Source organism: Vibrio sp. 2CM40D (assembly GCF_023161825.1).
Taxonomy (GTDB): domain Bacteria; phylum Pseudomonadota; class Gammaproteobacteria; order Enterobacterales; family Vibrionaceae; genus Vibrio; species Vibrio alginolyticus.
This window is the reverse complement of the sequence record NZ_JALNTL010000001.1, coordinates 261493-277070: the sequence shown is the minus strand read 5'-3', so window position 1 is coordinate 277070 and position 15578 is coordinate 261493. Positions and strand designations below refer to the sequence as shown.

The window sequence follows — 15578 nt, the reverse complement described above, 5'->3', positions numbered from 1 at the left end:
CTGTCGCAAATCGAGGATTAGGACATGTGTGGTATTGTTGGAATCGTGGGCACAACGCCTGTAAACCAGTCTATTTATGACGCGTTAACGGTGTTACAGCATCGTGGCCAAGATGCCGCTGGTATTTGTACCATAGAAAGCAATCGTTTTCGTCTGCGTAAGGCGAACGGTTTAGTCAAGGATGTATTTGAAGCAAGACACATGCAGCGCCTGCAAGGCGAGGTCGGAATTGGTCATGTTCGTTACCCTACAGCAGGCAGTTCAAGTGCTTCAGAAGCTCAACCTTTCTACGTAAACTCTCCTTTCGGTATTACACTTGCCCACAACGGTAACTTGACCAACGCTAACGAAGTTCGTCAGAAGCTGTTTGAAAAAGATCGCCGTCATATCAATACCACTTCAGACTCTGAAGTATTACTAAATGTACTGGCGCACGAAATTGACTCAGTAAAAGGAAATGTCACGACCGAAGACGTATTCCGCGCAGTCACCAATGTTCATCGCACAATTCGCGGTGCTTATGCTGTGACCGCCATGATCATTGGTCATGGTATGATTGCATTTCGTGACCCACACGGTATTCGCCCGCTGTGTTTAGGTAAGCGTGAAGTTAACGGCAGAGCAGAGTACATGGTTGCGTCTGAATCGGTGGCATTGGATGCGGTCGGTTTTGATTTCGTCCGTGATGTTGCACCTGGTGAAGCGATTTACGCAACGTTTGACGGTGAGCTTTACACGAAGCAGTGTGCAGACAATCCTAAGCTGAACCCTTGTATTTTCGAGTTCGTGTACTTTGCTCGTCCAGATTCGTTCATCGATAAAATTTCGGTATACAGCGCTCGCGTTGAAATGGGTAAAAAGCTGGGCGAACGTATTCGTGAAGATTACGCAAACCTTGATATCGATGTTGTCATTCCTATCCCTGAAACGTCTTGCGACATTGCACTGCAAATCGCTCAAGCGATCGATATCCCTTATCGCCAGGGTTTCGTGAAAAACCGTTATGTTGGACGTACGTTTATCATGCCTGGCCAGCAACAACGTAAGAAATCAGTACGTCGCAAGTTGAATGCTATTCGTTCGGAATTCAAAGGTAAGAATGTGTTGCTGGTGGATGACTCTATTGTTCGAGGTACAACGTCAGAGCAGATTATTGAGATGGCTCGTGATTCTGGTGCCAAGAAAGTGTACATGGTCTCAGCGGCTCCTGAAGTTCGTTTCCCGAACGTATACGGCATTGATATGCCAAGTGCTACAGAGCTTATTGCCCATGGCCGTGACAACGATACAATTTGTAAGCAGATTGGTGCCGATGCGCTTATTTATCAACGTCTAGAAGATTTGGTAGAGGCGGTAGGTCTTGGAAACCAAGACATTACTCAGTTCGATACTTCCGTGTTTAACGGCGAATACGTAACGGGTGATATCGACCAACAATACCTAGATTTCTTAGATGGTCTTCGTAATGATGATGCGAAAACACAACTTGAAATCCAACAGGATTTAGCAAACCTAGAGCTTCATAACGAAGGCGCATAGGATGCGCTTTCTTAAGTCGTAAAAAAACCAGAGCTTCGGCTCTGGTTTTTTGTTTTCGCTATCTAGTTAGTGAATGTTATAAGCGATCACAAAGTCAATAAAGAGGCGAACTTTCTCTGGCAGGTGGTCTTTGTGGTTGTAAAGCATATAAATGTCGCGCGGGTTTGCACTCCAATCTGGCAGTACGCGTACCAAATCGCCGCTCTCGATGTACTCTTTGATCATGACATCTGGCATTAGTGTGATGCCTAAACCTTCGGAACAAGCGCTGCGCACCACATTGAGCGCGTTTGCTTGAAAACGACCACGATCAACATTCACCACAGACTCGCCTTTGCTATTAATCAAGGTCCACTTAATAAGTGGGTACCCTTTTAGCAATAAATGGTTAGATAGCTCTTCTGCATGGTGTGGCGCAGGATTCGAGGTTAGATAGTCAGGGCTTGCAACGAGAATATCCTTCACTTCGCCAATCTTACGCGCGATGAGGCTAGAGTCGCGTTGCGGTCCCACTCGAAAAATTACATCCCATTCAGTAGGGTCAAGCTTGTCCGCATTATTCTCTGTCGTTAGCTCAATGTTGATGTCCGGGTACTGCTTCATAAAGCTGTTGAACATCGGCATCATCATTCGTTTAGTTAAGTTGTAAGGCGCGGATATCTTAATCTTGCCGGATGCTCCTCGGCAGTCGTCAGTGATTTCCTCTGCTGCGGTTGTTAGCCTTTGTAGTAAAGGAGAGCACTCATGGTAAAAACGTTCCCCTGCTTCAGTGAGCGAGAGTTTGCGAGCATGACGGTTCAATAGTCGAAGATTGACAGAGTCTTCTAGCGCTTGAATGCGTCGGGTGATGGTCGCAACCGGGATCATGGTTTTTCGCGAAGTTGCGGTGTAGCTCCCATTTTCGACAACCAGTCGAAACAGGTTTAAGTCATCTAATTTCATATTTCCAGACACATTAAATTACCGATTACGGTTAATTTATAATTAACTTTGTGATCAAAGCTTGCTTTAAGTCAACATGTTGCATCATTTGAACACAGCAACCCTGTTTGAGTAAATACTGTTATACGCCGTAATATTTGTATTAATGCAGTTTCCGAGCTAAGTTTTATAACAAGGCGAAGCGGCCTCAGGTCTTGCTGTGACACGTTTTGCTGGAAGTAAACACAACAAAAATAATGACTTAATAATAAATCTGTTTTTTTGACTGAGCTTTGTGAGGGATAAAGGTATGTTTAAGACTCACAGTCAAACGGCAATGGTCTCGGCACAGGAAGTGATTAATCAAAAACTAATAATGTTGGTGGACGATGATCCAATATTTCGTAAAGTAACCAATGCCTATTTAGAAAGTCAGGGTTTTAAAGTAGTAGAAGCAGAAAACGGCCTAGAAGCGCTTCAACAACTCAGGGAATGCCAACCCGATCTTATCTTATGTGATTTATCGATGCCGGTCTTAGATGGTATCGAGTTCGTCGAAGAAGTTAGTCTCGAATATCCATATATGCCGCTTATCGTGGTATCAGGCACGGATGAAATGTCCGATGTCGCGAAAGCGTTGCGATTTGGTATTAAAGATTTTCTTCCTAAACCGATAGGTAATTATGAGCACCTATCTCAGGCGATAGAGAATACGCTAGAAGATACCGATAGCCACTTCTCAGAACAACGTGACTTTTCAAGTCAGTGGTTCAGGGTTGATGATGGTGGTGAAATCCCGGATGAACAAGAGCTGTATTGGCATCTGGAATATTTGCAACAGAATCCGAGTGCGGCAAGAGATTTACTGCAAGCTCTATTGCCAGAGAAGGATGCTGCTCAGGGAGATTGGCGCTGCTCGTACCGTTTATTGCAATCGACGGATGTGATGCCCTTGGTTTTCGATTATCGTTGGTTAATGAATGGTCAATTTGCGTTTTATCTCGTTGATTCTGCTTCCCAAGCTAATGATGGAGTTGCGACGACATTGCTCGTTAGGGCATTGTTTGACGATTATCTCCGTAACTTGAAAAGTTTCAGTGCTGATCTCAAGGACATGGTAGGGATCATTGAAAAAGGAATTGAGTGTTCGGAGTGTGCGGGTGCAGTCAATGCTGTGTTTGGTGTCGCCGACCTCGCTTCATCCTCGGTCTCTATATTGCCTGCGGGTTTAGATAGCCATTGGTCTGACGGAAATACGAATCAACACATCGCAGCAGGTAACCGTTTAGGGGGAGGAAGTATGAAAAACTTCATCACCCGCGATTTACCGCTTAGTGTTGCAGGACAGTTGTCTATCGGGTGTTTAGGTTCTTCAAGTTTTAGTTTAAGTATTACCCGGAAATCCCGACTAGTATAATTATGACTTGCAAACCAATAAGCAGCGTCCTTACGCTGCTTATTATCTTTTTAGAACCACCAAAACAACATACGTTTAGTTCAATAACCTTACTTTTTACTGGTGTTTAGATTTGGCTGTTTAATGTATAGTCAGCGCTTAAAACAATAATGACCCATTTGTGCAACGATAATTTAACGCTGTGCCTTGGGAGAAGCAAAGTCAACTAGTGAGAAGACACATCATGGCAGACAAAGATTTTAAAGAGCCTTATAATATTTTTTACTTTTTAGGTTTTATTGCAGTTCTTTTGATCCCAACACTTCCTGCAACGCTAACCTGGCTTCGTGTAATGAATGGTTACGCAGGCTTTTAATCTAGCTATTTTGTACCGGAGTTCACCATTCGTATTAAGCGTTACTTTTTCAATACTGTTGGTGGACTCTGTATTGTGCTCGGCATAGCCGGCATAGCCCTTCCACTTTTACCCACCACACCTTTTATTTTGCTTGCTAGCGCATGTTTTATGCGTGGTAGCCCCGCATTTCATCAATGGTTACATAACCACAAAACGTTTGGACCCATTCTCGGCAATTGGCATAAGCATCGGGCTGTTACTTCAAAAGTAAAAAAGCGTGGTGCGATTTTTATTGCGCTTAGTTTCATGGTTTCAATCGTTGTTGTCCCCCTCGTTTGGGTAAAAATTGGTCTTTTAGTGATGCTAATCGTTTTACTCAGCTGGTTTATGCGTCTGCCTGTGATTGAGTTGGTTGCTGACCGAGAAGAAAATCACTAAGATTGTAGAGAATAGTGTGCCCGCTCTTCGAGTGGGCGTTTGTATTTTCAGCGCCTGTGACTTTTACGAAAATAAGCACATAGTGGTGAAAACCTATTGTTCGTTGCCCTCGTGATACTGCGATTAGAGAGGGCGATGAGCCAATCTAAGTAAATCGGTATTATGACTACAGAAACAATTTCACTGATCAAATCTAGCATCAAAAGCATCCAAGACTACCCAAAGCCAGGCATTCTATTTCGTGATGTGACGAGCCTTCTTGAAGACGCGAACGCATACCAAGCGACGATCAACTTACTTGTTGAACGTTACAAAGATATGGGCTTTACCAAGGTTGTGGGTACGGAAGCTCGTGGCTTTCTATTTGGCGCGCCTTTAGCGCTTGAGCTAGGTGTTGGTTTTGTACCAGTGCGTAAACCAGGCAAGCTACCACGCCCTACTGTTGCTCAATCTTATGAGCTTGAATACGGCGTTGATACACTAGAAATCCATACAGATGCCATCGTTGAAGGCGACAAAGTACTGGTTGTCGACGATTTATTGGCAACGGGCGGTACTATTGAAGCGACGACTAAGCTGATTCGCCAACTGGGTGGTGAAGTTGAGCACGCTGCGTTCGTTATCAACCTACCAGAAATCGGTGGCGATAAACGTTTAGAAGCACTAGGTCTAAACGTGTACAGCATCTGCGATTTTGAAGGACATTAATACATTCAATGAGTTATTTAGCTTTAGCGCGAAAATGGCGTCCTAATCGGTTTGACCAAGTTGTCGGACAAAAACATGTCCTGACGGCGTTGGAAAACGCACTGGCGCAAAACCGTTTACACCATGCTTATCTGTTCAGCGGGACTCGTGGTGTGGGTAAAACGAGTATCGGTAGGCTGTTTGCCAAAGGCTTGAACTGCGAAACCGGCATTACCGCGACACCTTGTGGTAAGTGTGATACTTGTCGTGAAATTGATGAAGGTCGCTTTGTCGATCTTCTTGAAATCGACGCAGCATCACGTACTAAAGTTGAAGACACTCGTGAACTGTTAGACAACGTTCAATACAAACCTGCTCGTGGACGTTTTAAAGTGTACCTCATCGATGAGGTGCACATGCTATCGCGTCACTCTTTCAATGCGTTGTTGAAAACCCTGGAAGAGCCGCCAGAGTATGTGAAGTTCTTACTCGCAACAACTGATCCACAAAAGCTGCCTGTCACTATATTGTCGCGTTGTCTTCAGTTTCATCTGAAACCAATCAGCGTTGATGATATTCACCAGCAACTTGATTACATCCTAGGTCAAGAGCAAGTTTCAGCAGAGCCAAAAGCGTTGGGTATGATCTCACATGCTGCAGATGGCAGTATGCGTGATGCTCTTAGCTTGACTGATCAAGCAATTGCATTAGGTAACGGTGCGGTGCAAGCCGATATTGTCAGCCACATGTTGGGGACGATTGATACCGACCAAGCGATTCACTTACTAGAGTCAATCAGCAGCAAGAAACCTCAACAAGCCATGGATAAAATCCAACAATTAGCGGCAAATGGTGTTGAGTGGGATGGTTTGTTGCAGCAAGTCGCAACACAGTTACACCGAATTGCGATGTATCAAGCGTTGCCCGCGTCGTTAGACCGAGCACAACCAGATGCAGAGAAAATTGAGCTGTTGAGTAAAGCTCTAAGCCCGCAAGACGTTCAGCTTTACTATCAAATTGCATTGAAAGGTCGTGAAGATTTGACCCTCTCGCCAAATGGGCGAATCGGTTTGGAAATGATTGTGCTGCGCATGATGGCGTTCCGCCCATCAAATAACAGTGGGGCAAATGTTGTTTCTAGTAACAGCGAGCCAGCGTCATCTCCGGCTCAAAGTACCAGTCAACCAAAGACTGCGCCAGCTCAGACAGCCGCTGCTCCTCGAGCTCAGCAGCCGAGTCCAGCACAAAGCACACCACAAGTGGCGCCTCAACCTTCATCCAGTTCGCAACCTGAGTATCAAGCGAGTGGATATGAGACGGTTCCACCACAGTATGATATGGCGCCGCCGATGAGTGAAAACCCAGCGCCGCAGCATGAAACGCCACCTCAACAAATGCAAGAGAGCGTTTCAACACCAGCGCGCGGTGGTCTAAGCGGTTTACGTCACCAATTACGTTCTCAGCGTCAAGGCCTACAACAGAACACTCCTCAAAATGGTGGCTCAAAAAAGCCTAAAGCGGCATCTGCACAACCAGAATCGGTTATCGACCGAGTAGCGCAATTGCATGGCAATTCCGCGCAGGTGTCGCCAAACTCAGCTCCGAAGTCGACGGAGCCACAAGTTGAAGAAGCGTATCGCTGGCGTCCAAGCAAGCCTGTTGAGACAAAAGTAAATACAAAACTGACACCTACGCAGCTCAAGCAGGCACTTGAGCATGAGAAAACGCCTGAAATGGCACAAAAGCTCATCGATGAATCGTTAGAACATAATGAATGGGCGAAGCTCATCAGCTTAATGGAGATCCCTAAGCTGGTAGAGCAACTTGCGCTAAACTCTCATTATAGTAAGGAAGGAACAACCGTTTCGTTACTATTGAGAAGCAGCCAAGCTCATTTGAATACTGATAGAGCTCAAGCCGAATTGCTTAAAGCACTTAATACCGTGTTGGGTGAAGAGTGCCACATGAGCATCGAAATAGGGGAGAGTGGAGAAACACCACTTGAACTGAGAGATAGGCTCTACCAAGAGAAATTACAGCAAGCGCTGAACAGTTTAGAAAACGATCCAAATGTTCAATTTATTGAACGTCGTTTTGCTGCAGAGCTTGATAAAGATAGTGTGCGCCCTATCTAATAATCGAATGGAATGGGGTTGAAAACCCAAAGGTATAACCCCATTAATTGATGCAACACCTCATTAAACCAGAGAGATAAACATGTTTGGTAAAGGCGGTATGGGCAACCTAATGAAGCAAGCCCAGCAAATGCAAGATCGCATGCAAAAGCTTCAAGAAGAAATCGCGAATATGGAAGTAACTGGCGAGTCTGGTGCTGGCCTAGTTAAAGTTACTATCACTGGTAGTCACAGCGTACGTCGTGTTGACATCGATGAAAGTTTGATGGAAGACGACAAAGAAATGCTTGAAGATCTGATCGCTGCGGCGTTCAACGATGCAGCCCGTCGTGTTGAAGAAACTCAAAAAGAGAAAATGGCTTCTGTAACTGGCGGTATGCAACTACCACCAGGTATGAAAATGCCATTCTAATCTGCTGATATTTAATTAAGCGGACTTTTAATGCGTACCAGTCATATGCTGGAGCAATTGATGGAGGCCTTACGTTGTCTACCTGGGGTTGGCCCCAAGTCAGCGCAGCGTATGGCCTTTCATTTGTTACAGCGCGATAGAAAAGGCGGTTTGCAGCTTGCAGATGCGCTTAGTCAGGCAATGACAGAAATAGGTCATTGTACTGAGTGTCGAACCTTCACCGAAGAAGAAGTCTGTCACATTTGTACCAACCCAAAACGCCAAGAAAATGGTCAAATTTGTGTGGTAGAAAGCCCGGCAGACATCGCAGCCGTTGAAGCAACAGGCCAATATTCTGGTCGGTATTTTGTTCTTATGGGGCATTTGTCGCCATTAGATGGTATTGGTCCAAGTGATATTGGATTGGATGTCCTTGATTACCGCTTACGTCGCGGTGATATTACCGAAGTGATTTTGGCGACAAACCCAACAGTTGAAGGTGAAGCCACTGCCCACTACATCGCAGAGCTATGTAAAGAGCACCAAGTTGATGCCAGCCGCATCGCGCATGGTGTGCCTGTCGGTGGGGAGCTAGAGCTTGTTGATGGCACGACGTTGTCACATTCGCTATTAGGTCGACACAGAATTTAATAAAAAGCCGCTGAATTCAGCGGCTTTTTTGATTTTGGGAGTTAGGAACGATTAATCGTTCGATTCTTTACCAAGAAGATTTTTGTAGATAACCGCACCAAGCACGCCACCCACAATAGGAGCAATCCAGAACAGCCATAGCTGAGAAACCGCCCATTCACCCACATATACTGCGACTGCCGTGCTACGAGCAGGGTTTACTGACGTATTGGTGACAGGAATGCTGATCAGGTGAATGAGAGTCAAACACAGGCCAATTGCGATAGGTGCAAAGCCTTGTGGCGCACGTTTGTCTGTTGCACCCATAATGACAATCAGGAACATCATCGTCATGACAACTTCAGTCACAAGTGCAGCGATCATCGAGTATTGGCCTGGAGAGTGTTCACCATAACCATTGGCGGCAAAGCCAGAACCCACAACATCGAATCCTGCTTGTCCAGATGCAATAACGTAAAGCACGCCACCTGCGATAAGCCCGCCGATCACCTGTGAGATGATGTAGGGAGCAACGTCTTTTGTCTCAAAACGACCGCCAGTCCAAAGGCCAACTGTCACTGCAGGGTTCAAGTGACAACCTGAAATATGACCGATAGCAAATGCCATCGTCAGAACGGTTAAACCGAATGCCAAAGAAACGCCCAACAGACCAATACCCACTTCAGGGAAACTCGCAGCCAACACCGCGCTACCACAGCCGCCTAACACTAGCCAGAACGTGCCAAAAGCCTCAGCCAAATACTTATTCATGTTCTTTCCTGATCTTTAATTAAATGACCCGCTGAACATAGTCGAGAATTGTCAATAAATTGTGAGGGAGATCGCGCAAAAACCGCAAATGGAACGCTATGTGGCAAGAGTTCTCAAGGGTGAGATAAAAGGCTGAGGGGGGGAGTGCTAAATCTTGAGTTTGCTTTGATTACTGCCTCGGAGAGAAACAACCGAGGTACTAACTTTAAACGTGTGGTCTAGAGTCGCATTACGTCAATTGTTCTAATTCAGTGATGTTGTCGAGTGCTTCTTGATTGGTCTTGCCGCATACAATCGGACACGGTTTAAAATCGTGACAGACTTTAGGGCGTTCAGGCTTACCAAATAGCTTGCACAAATTGTCGTCGTTGAGTTGCACACAACGAACACCTGCTGGTTTGCCCTTGGGCATTCCAGGTATTGGTGAAGAGATACTTGGCGCAATACAGCACGCTCCACATCCTAATCGACAATCCATAATGTAAACCTCTTAAAAATTAAGGGGGCAATTATGGTCATTTTGACGTGGATTGGAAGAGTGAAGAAAGAAAAAAATAAAAGGGCGCGCTTAACATTACGCTCCCTTTTTGGTTTTTTGCTTTTAAATCATCGTGATTATTTTAAGAAACGGTTATAAACAAACAACAGAATAAATGCGCCTAGTGTTGCGGTAATGATACTACCAATGTTGACGCCAGTTGCTCCGCCGAAACCGAGAATGCCGCCAAGGAAGCCACCTACAAATGCCCCTGCAATACCAAGTAACATTGTTGCAATCCAACCGCCCCCATCTTTTCCTGGCATGAGCCATTTAGCAAGTGCGCCGGCGATTAAGCCCAAAATAATCCAAGAAATAATACCCATGAAAACTCCTTAATGCCTTCTTGATCAATTGAGTAATGGAAACTTGTTTAAGGATAGAACAGTAAAACGAAAGTAGTTGAATATCTCCACCGTTATGTGGGAAGGATGCAAGATCTTCTCAAAACTTGAACTTTTGCGTTGAGAAGAGTATAAATCGCCCCCTAAATTCCCTTGGTGAGACCTGAAGTATGAGCACTCCATTTTGGCAAAGTAAATCGTTAGAGCAGATGACAGAAGAGGAATGGGAATCTCTCTGTGATGGTTGTGGCAAATGTTGTTTGCATAAGCTTATGGATGAAGATACCGATGAAATCTACTATACCAATGTGGCTTGTAGCTGGCTGAACAGTAAAACGTGTTCATGTAAGGATTACCCAAACCGTTTCACTTCGGGTGAAGAGTGCACCAAGCTGACCCGAGAAGACATCGACGATTTTACTTGGCTGCCACACACGTGCGCTTACCGTCTGTTGGCTGAAAAGCAGCCTTTACCAGAATGGCATCCGTTGATTACAGGCTCTAAGTCCGCAATGCATGCGGCTGGGGAAAGTGTCCGTAACAAAGTTGTTTACGAGATTGATGTGGTGGATTGGGAAGACCATATTTTAAATCATCCCAACCGTCCTTAGTCGAATAAAAACAAGCCTTTCATTGATTAAATGAAAGGCTTGTTTGCTATTGGGGCTCCCAACTTTGACGTCTCGCTAACGAAATGCTGCTCAGTTTATTATTTAGTGTTGTAAACTTAGGAGTATGATTTCAACGCTTTACACTTCTATTCCTGATTGTTTTGATCAGGATTGTTCCCTATGAGGTAAACATGACGTTTCATTTCCCCCAGAAACTGCGCCTGACATCTTGGGTGACATTATTCGCACTTGCCGTCATTATGTTCTCCCCAATGGCTGTTCATGCGACTGCTACTGACGATATCCAAGAGCCTTCTGCTGCCGAAATCTCGATTGACAACTTGAACCGAGAGATTGTGGATTTATCCCAAAGCCTCTCGCAAGCGAGTGGCGACGAGCGTGATGCCCTTCAACTGCAACTATTCCAAAAGAATGAAGAATTAAGAAGCCAGTTAGCGTCAGCGATTGAACGTGAAACTATCTCTCGCGACAAGCTGATCTTGCTAGTTAAAAAACAAGAACAATACTCTGAGGACGCGACGAACTATCTATCGGAAAAAATAAAGAAAGTCGTCGAGGATTTAAATAAGGCTAAGGATGAAGAGAAGCTTGCTCTTGTTAACGATTATCGAGAGCTACAGCGTTATCTTGATGTTAGCTTCGATTCGAGCTGGCAAAATCTCGCTTGGTTGAAGGAGCTAGGGGCCCAAAACGAGCGCGCAGAAGCGGAACTAAAAGATAAAATTGATAAACGTATGCGCTTACTGTCTGCTTCAATTGAGTACTTGAGTCAGCAAAGTGAGATCATTGGCTCCCAACTTTCGTCTAGCCCAGAGTCGGAAAAAGCGTCGTTGCAACTTAGTCAGCTCATTACTAAACAAAGGCTAAATATTGCGACAGAAAGCTTACGCAACCTGATTTCAATTGGTGATAAAGTCGGTTTAGAAACGTCTGAATACAAACGCCAAATTTTTGAAGTGACGGGTAATATCACCCATGATTTACTGAATACCAAAGTTGTGTGGTCAATACTGAGTCACTGGTCCAACTCGGCACTGGATTGGTTTGCCGAGAATGCACCGCAGCATATCTTCCAGTTGTTTGTTTTTGCGCTGATTTTATTGATCGCTCGCGGACTGGCTAAGTTAACTCGCAAAGTCGTCCGTAAAGCAGTTGCATCGAAAAACTTAAAACTTTCCCACTTGATGCAGGACTTCTTTATCTCGATGTCCGGCAAATTCGTGTGGGTGATCGGTATCATGGTGGGCTTATCTCAGCTTGGTTTGAACCTAGCGCCAATCCTAACCGGTTTCGGTATTGCTGGTGTGATTATTGGTTTCGCGTTGCAAGACACGTTATCCAACTTCGCGGCGGGTATGATGCTGCTTATTTATCGCCCATTTGATGTTGGTGATTTTGTGTATGCTGGCGGTGTGGATGGCAAGGTAAGCCATATGAGTTTGGTGAACACCACAATCCGTACGTTTGATAACCAAATTATTATTGTGCCTAACAGCAAAATCTGGGGAGATGTTATTAAGAACGTCACGCATGAACGCATTCGCCGCGTGGATATGGTGTTTGGCATTGGCTATGCGGATGACCTCTTAAAAGCGGAGTCAGTATTGTCTGATATCATTACCTCTCACCCTTCGGTACTTCGCACTCCAGAGCCAATGATCAAAGTTCATACATTAAATACGTCTTCTGTAGATTTTATTGTGCGTCCTTGGGTAAAAACGGATGATTACTGGGATGTATACTGGGATGTGACGAAAGAGGTGAAACTACGCTTCGACCGAGAAGGTATTTCGATTCCTTTCCCACAACAAGATGTGCATTTGCATATGGTGGAGAAGCAAGACGCTTAATCACAGGTCCTAACAAGTGAAAGGCACTCTAGGTAGAGTGCCTTTTTTGATCTTCGGTTAGCGTTATTGTTACAGTTCGTCGAAGAACACCAGTTTCGGCTCGCATTCTAACAAGTTGTCGATCTGGCTAATCAAAAGAGCAAAGTGTTCTGTTTTACCATGAAGCTCAAATGCTTGTTGGTCTTTAAATTGCTCCTGAAAAACGAAGTGGCATGCATTGTCTTTATCTTGGAACAATTGATAACGAACGCAACCTTCTTCATTGCGAGTAGGTTCAAGCGCTCGGGTAAGTACCTCTTTCAACTCTTGTTCTTTTCCCGGTTGTGCATGAAAGGTAGCCGTCAAGTGAATCATAATGTTTACTCTTTTTGTTATAGGTAACGCCCTTGGCGTTGCAGGAACTCAATTTTGTAACCATCAGGGTCGGTTACAAAAAAGAACGTTGCTAAATGCTTTTGTTGATGGTCAAAGGCTTTGATGTCACCAGTTTCAATGCCGAGAGATTTAATGCGTTTGTGGGCTTGTTCAATGTCCTCCACGCTGACGGCAAGGTGGCCGTAACCTGAGCCGTGAGTGTAGGGCTCACTTTGGTCGTGATTGTGCGTCAGTTCCAATTCAAAGCCAGTTTCTTGGTTGGCTAGATAGGTTAGAGAAAAGCCATCAAAGATGTATTGATCAGCGACTTCTAGTTCAAGTACGTCACAGTAAAATTGTAGAGAGCGGTCCAGATCACTTACTCGGATCATGGTGTGAATCATTTTTGTCATAGGTACTCCTTGATAGTCCGCACAGGTTAGCGATTTCAAAAGGAGTCTGGGTAGTACTCTAGTACGACAAATTAGAAGATGCTCAAGGGTTTATAATACGGATGCATAGCCTAGGATGGTTATTGCTCGGTTGGTTGCTATTAACTGTTAAGTTGCGCAAGTGCTTGACGAGTGGTCTCTTGAGGTTGGCGGGCGTAAGTGAGGCAAGCGCATCGAAGTAAGGAGGCAAAGTTGTTCACTTCACCATTGTATTCGAGTGCCTCTTGATAAACAGTGCTTATGAATTTAGGAACCGTCATGTTTTGAGCACTAGCGATTTCCTCAAGAATTGTCCAAAAGCTCGCTTCAAGTTTTACACTGGTCGCGTGACCATCAATACGGATAGAGCGGGTGATGAACTGATAGTTGTCTTGGGGTTGCTTAGCAAAGATTTCGCACATTTTCTTTATTCATATAATTAAAGACCCATAATTATTGTGGTGTACGATTTAAAACGTCAACTGTTTTCATGCATAAAAAAACGCTCCCTTGCGAGAGCGTTGAAACATCACGAGTTGTGAAGTAAGTGCAAGTTGATTATTTAATTTGTTGCTTCAAGTACTCGCCTAGTTGCGAGTGGTGCATGATTTTTGATACTGGAAGGATAGTTTCTGCAGGTCCCCAAGCAAATACGTTGACAGGAGTATGCGTATGAGTACCCGTCCCCCATACTGTGTTTTGCTTTGTTGCATGCTCACGCGCTAGCAAGTTGCCACGGTCGTTGTAAGGAAAGAAAGCATCAAAGTCATTGATTGTCGGTACGTTCTCTTCGCTTAAGTATTTGTGTCCAGCGAGTCGGTATGGATTTGGTTTACTTGCTAATACGCGTTCTGCTTGCTCAGGCGTAATAGAAAAATCGCTATTTGCGTTCACGACTTCCGCAAACTTCTCTGGAGTTTGCTCTTTCTTATCAAGCGCTTGGAATTCACTGATCATGCCGTAGTAACTTTTCTTTTGGTTGTATAAACCATCGAGGATCTCGAACTGACCAAAGTTGAAGTTTGGCGCGTAATCCTGATTTTTGAATGCTTCGCCGTCGCGTTTTTGTGGTTTAGGCAAGTTTGCTGATGAGTAGCTAAAGCCAAAAGAGCCGGTCTCGTGGTCAGCAGTAACAATGATCAGGGTGTCATCACGGCCTTTTGCCCACTCATAAACTGAGTTTACCGCTTCATCGAATTTAAGCATTTCATGCAGCATCGTACCTGCATCGTTACTGTGGCCAGCCCAGTCAATTTGGCCGCCTTCAACCATCAAGAAAAAACCGTCTTTGTCTTTTGAAAGAATGTCGATTGCTTTGGTGGTCATTTCTTTCAGCGATGGCTGCGTGCGTTTTGGATCGTTTTTGCTTTGACTGTAGGCAATACCATCGTTCATGCCCGAGTAAGCAAAAAGTCCAAGTAATTTGTCACCTTTAGCTTGTGTGAGCATATCGCGGCTGAAAGCCAGGTTGTAACCTTGGTCTTGTGCCTCAGTAAGCAAGTTGCGTTCGTCTTTGCGTTTCGACTTTAGGTAGACATTACCTTCAGTGAGCTTTTCAAGTTGCTCGTATGTCTCTCCCTTGTCGTTTGTCGACTTTGGAATCCAATGACGAAGTCCCCCAGACATCATCACGTCTACGCCTGTTTCGAGCATATCCGCCGCAATACTGTTTTCTAGGGAGCGATGTGGTTGATGAGCGGCAAATGCTGCTGGCGTTGCGTGGGTCATACGCGTATCAGAGACGAGCCCTGTTGCTTTACCTTTACTTTTGGCTTTTTCCAAAATAGTTTCGACATGGTTGCCTTGGCTATCAATGCCAATGACTTCAGAAGCGGTAGGGATTCCTGTCGCTAGCATCGTAGCTGAGCACGCAGAGTCGACGACAATTGCGTCTTCTGGATTGGTCAGTGATGATCCAATCACACCTTCTTGAGCGAGTTTGTATAACGCTGTGCTTTCGCCTTTGTAAACCGAGTTAGGTGCGTGTTTTGCGTAGGTCTCGAGTAAACCAACTTGTTGAGGACCCATGCCGTCGCCGATCATCAAAATGACGTTTTTGATTTCAGCTGAGAGTGCGTTGAAAGAGAGGGTAGATGCAGCCACTGCCGTAACGATTGGAGATACTAAGCGCTTCATTATATTTTCCTTGTTTATTGAAAGCGC

18 protein-coding genes are annotated in these 15578 nt (G+C 44.9%); 10 read left to right on the top strand and 8 right to left on the bottom strand.

Annotation, left to right across the window (positions count from 1 at the left end; all coding sequences use genetic code 11):
* The first annotated feature begins 24 nt into the window (after window positions 1-24).
* Entirely contained in the window at window positions 25-1539 is a 1515-nt protein-coding gene (purF, locus tag MTF70_RS01285) for an amidophosphoribosyltransferase (protein ID WP_005380592.1), read from the top strand.
* Between the two features lie 66 nt (window positions 1540-1605).
* On the opposite strand, the gene MTF70_RS01280 is transcribed toward purF, so the two are convergent.
* Window positions 1606-2481, bottom strand: coding sequence for a LysR family transcriptional regulator (locus tag MTF70_RS01280; RefSeq protein ID WP_205461193.1), 876 nt, complete (start codon window positions 2479-2481; stop codon window positions 1606-1608).
* Window positions 2482-2770: 289 nt separating this feature from the next.
* Between MTF70_RS01280 and MTF70_RS01275 the strand changes: the two genes are divergently transcribed.
* The 7 genes from MTF70_RS01275 to recR all read left to right on the top strand — a co-directional run bounded on the left by MTF70_RS01275 (window position 2771) and on the right by recR (window position 8516).
* Window positions 2771-3877, top strand: a complete 1107-nt coding sequence (locus MTF70_RS01275) for a response regulator (RefSeq protein ID WP_005380606.1) — start codon at window positions 2771-2773, stop codon at window positions 3875-3877.
* Window positions 3878-4100: 223 nt separating this feature from the next.
* Window positions 4101-4232 carry a hypothetical protein gene (locus tag MTF70_RS24330; protein ID WP_005380608.1) on the top strand — a complete coding sequence of 44 codons (132 nt, stop codon included), beginning with the start codon at window positions 4101-4103 and terminating at the stop codon, window positions 4230-4232.
* 27 nt (window positions 4233-4259) lie between these two features.
* Window positions 4260-4652, top strand: coding sequence for a YbaN family protein (locus tag MTF70_RS01270; protein WP_080996679.1), 393 nt, complete (start codon window positions 4260-4262; stop codon window positions 4650-4652).
* Window positions 4653-4814: 162 nt separating this feature from the next.
* Window positions 4815-5360 carry an adenine phosphoribosyltransferase gene (apt, locus tag MTF70_RS01265; RefSeq protein WP_005384957.1) on the top strand — a complete coding sequence of 182 codons (546 nt, stop codon included), beginning with the start codon at window positions 4815-4817 and terminating at the stop codon, window positions 5358-5360.
* 8 nt (window positions 5361-5368) lie between these two features.
* Window positions 5369-7474 (top strand): DNA polymerase III subunit gamma/tau, encoded by a 2106-nt coding sequence (dnaX, locus tag MTF70_RS01260; RefSeq protein ID WP_053304167.1) that lies wholly within the window; start codon window positions 5369-5371, stop codon window positions 7472-7474.
* Between the two features lie 82 nt (window positions 7475-7556).
* Window positions 7557-7886: a YbaB/EbfC family nucleoid-associated protein gene (locus tag MTF70_RS01255; RefSeq protein WP_005380618.1), complete on the top strand. Its 330-nt coding sequence runs from the start codon at window positions 7557-7559 to the stop codon at window positions 7884-7886.
* A gap of 30 nt (window positions 7887-7916) precedes the next feature.
* Complete coding sequence (recR, locus tag MTF70_RS01250) at window positions 7917-8516, top strand: recombination mediator RecR (RefSeq protein ID WP_005380619.1); 600 nt, start codon at window positions 7917-7919, stop codon at window positions 8514-8516.
* 51 nt (window positions 8517-8567) lie between these two features.
* Here recR and aqpZ read toward each other — a convergent pair whose 3' ends face one another.
* The 3 genes from aqpZ to MTF70_RS01235 form a co-directional block, all read right to left on the bottom strand.
* Entirely contained in the window at window positions 8568-9266 is a 699-nt protein-coding gene (aqpZ, locus tag MTF70_RS01245) for an aquaporin Z (RefSeq protein ID WP_065274734.1), read from the bottom strand.
* Between the two features lie 229 nt (window positions 9267-9495).
* Complete coding sequence (locus MTF70_RS01240) at window positions 9496-9744, bottom strand: YkgJ family cysteine cluster protein (RefSeq protein ID WP_065767476.1); 249 nt, start codon at window positions 9742-9744, stop codon at window positions 9496-9498.
* A gap of 137 nt (window positions 9745-9881) precedes the next feature.
* A complete protein-coding gene (locus MTF70_RS01235; RefSeq protein WP_005380625.1) occupies window positions 9882-10130 on the bottom strand; it encodes a GlsB/YeaQ/YmgE family stress response membrane protein in 249 nt (82 codons plus the stop codon).
* A gap of 188 nt (window positions 10131-10318) precedes the next feature.
* On the opposite strand from MTF70_RS01235, the gene MTF70_RS01230 reads away from it, so the two are divergent.
* Window positions 10319-10759, top strand: coding sequence for a YcgN family cysteine cluster protein (locus MTF70_RS01230; protein WP_005384948.1), 441 nt, complete (start codon window positions 10319-10321; stop codon window positions 10757-10759).
* A 191-nt stretch (window positions 10760-10950) separates the two neighbouring features.
* Window positions 10951-12630, top strand: coding sequence for a mechanosensitive ion channel family protein (locus tag MTF70_RS01225; protein ID WP_005380681.1), 1680 nt, complete (start codon window positions 10951-10953; stop codon window positions 12628-12630).
* Window positions 12631-12699: 69 nt separating this feature from the next.
* On the opposite strand, the gene MTF70_RS01220 is transcribed toward MTF70_RS01225, so the two are convergent.
* The 4 genes from MTF70_RS01220 to MTF70_RS01205 all read right to left on the bottom strand — a co-directional run bounded on the left by MTF70_RS01220 (window position 12700) and on the right by MTF70_RS01205 (window position 15551).
* The gene (locus tag MTF70_RS01220; RefSeq protein ID WP_033907358.1) at window positions 12700-12984 is read right to left on the bottom strand and encodes a putative quinol monooxygenase; all 285 of its coding nucleotides are present in this window, start codon (window positions 12982-12984) and stop codon (window positions 12700-12702) included.
* Between the two features lie 17 nt (window positions 12985-13001).
* Window positions 13002-13397, bottom strand: a complete 396-nt coding sequence (locus tag MTF70_RS01215; protein WP_005380685.1) for a VOC family protein — start codon at window positions 13395-13397, stop codon at window positions 13002-13004.
* A gap of 140 nt (window positions 13398-13537) precedes the next feature.
* Complete coding sequence (locus MTF70_RS01210; RefSeq protein ID WP_005384938.1) at window positions 13538-13837, bottom strand: ribbon-helix-helix domain-containing protein; 300 nt, start codon at window positions 13835-13837, stop codon at window positions 13538-13540.
* Between the two features lie 136 nt (window positions 13838-13973).
* Window positions 13974-15551, bottom strand: a complete 1578-nt coding sequence (locus tag MTF70_RS01205; protein ID WP_025767190.1) for an alkaline phosphatase — start codon at window positions 15549-15551, stop codon at window positions 13974-13976.
* Window positions 15552-15578: the final 27 nt, after the last annotated feature.

Excerpts from the sequence above, each read along its gene's own strand:
- purF (WP_005380592.1), top strand. The coding sequence starts at position 25 with ATGTGTGGTATTGTTGGAATCGTGGGCACAACGCCTGTAAACCAGTCT.
- MTF70_RS01280 (WP_205461193.1), bottom strand. The coding sequence starts at position 2,481 with ATGAAATTAGATGACTTAAACCTGTTTCGACTGGTTGTCGAAAATGGG.
- MTF70_RS01275 (WP_005380606.1), top strand. The coding sequence starts at position 2,771 with ATGTTTAAGACTCACAGTCAAACGGCAATGGTCTCGGCACAGGAAGTG.
- MTF70_RS24330 (WP_005380608.1), top strand. The coding sequence starts at position 4,101 with ATGGCAGACAAAGATTTTAAAGAGCCTTATAATATTTTTTACTTTTTA.
- apt (WP_005384957.1), top strand. The coding sequence starts at position 4,815 with ATGACTACAGAAACAATTTCACTGATCAAATCTAGCATCAAAAGCATC.
- dnaX (WP_053304167.1), top strand. The coding sequence starts at position 5,369 with ATGAGTTATTTAGCTTTAGCGCGAAAATGGCGTCCTAATCGGTTTGAC.
- MTF70_RS01255 (WP_005380618.1), top strand. The coding sequence starts at position 7,557 with ATGTTTGGTAAAGGCGGTATGGGCAACCTAATGAAGCAAGCCCAGCAA.
- recR (WP_005380619.1), top strand. The coding sequence starts at position 7,917 with ATGCGTACCAGTCATATGCTGGAGCAATTGATGGAGGCCTTACGTTGT.
- aqpZ (WP_065274734.1), bottom strand. The coding sequence starts at position 9,266 with ATGAATAAGTATTTGGCTGAGGCTTTTGGCACGTTCTGGCTAGTGTTA.
- MTF70_RS01240 (WP_065767476.1), bottom strand. The coding sequence starts at position 9,744 with ATGGATTGTCGATTAGGATGTGGAGCGTGCTGTATTGCGCCAAGTATC.
- MTF70_RS01235 (WP_005380625.1), bottom strand. The coding sequence starts at position 10,130 with ATGGGTATTATTTCTTGGATTATTTTGGGCTTAATCGCCGGCGCACTT.
- MTF70_RS01230 (WP_005384948.1), top strand. The coding sequence starts at position 10,319 with ATGAGCACTCCATTTTGGCAAAGTAAATCGTTAGAGCAGATGACAGAA.
- MTF70_RS01225 (WP_005380681.1), top strand. The coding sequence starts at position 10,951 with ATGACGTTTCATTTCCCCCAGAAACTGCGCCTGACATCTTGGGTGACA.
- MTF70_RS01220 (WP_033907358.1), bottom strand. The coding sequence starts at position 12,984 with ATGATTCACTTGACGGCTACCTTTCATGCACAACCGGGAAAAGAACAA.
- MTF70_RS01215 (WP_005380685.1), bottom strand. The coding sequence starts at position 13,397 with ATGACAAAAATGATTCACACCATGATCCGAGTAAGTGATCTGGACCGC.
- MTF70_RS01210 (WP_005384938.1), bottom strand. The coding sequence starts at position 13,837 with ATGTGCGAAATCTTTGCTAAGCAACCCCAAGACAACTATCAGTTCATC.
- MTF70_RS01205 (WP_025767190.1), bottom strand. The coding sequence starts at position 15,551 with ATGAAGCGCTTAGTATCTCCAATCGTTACGGCAGTGGCTGCATCTACC.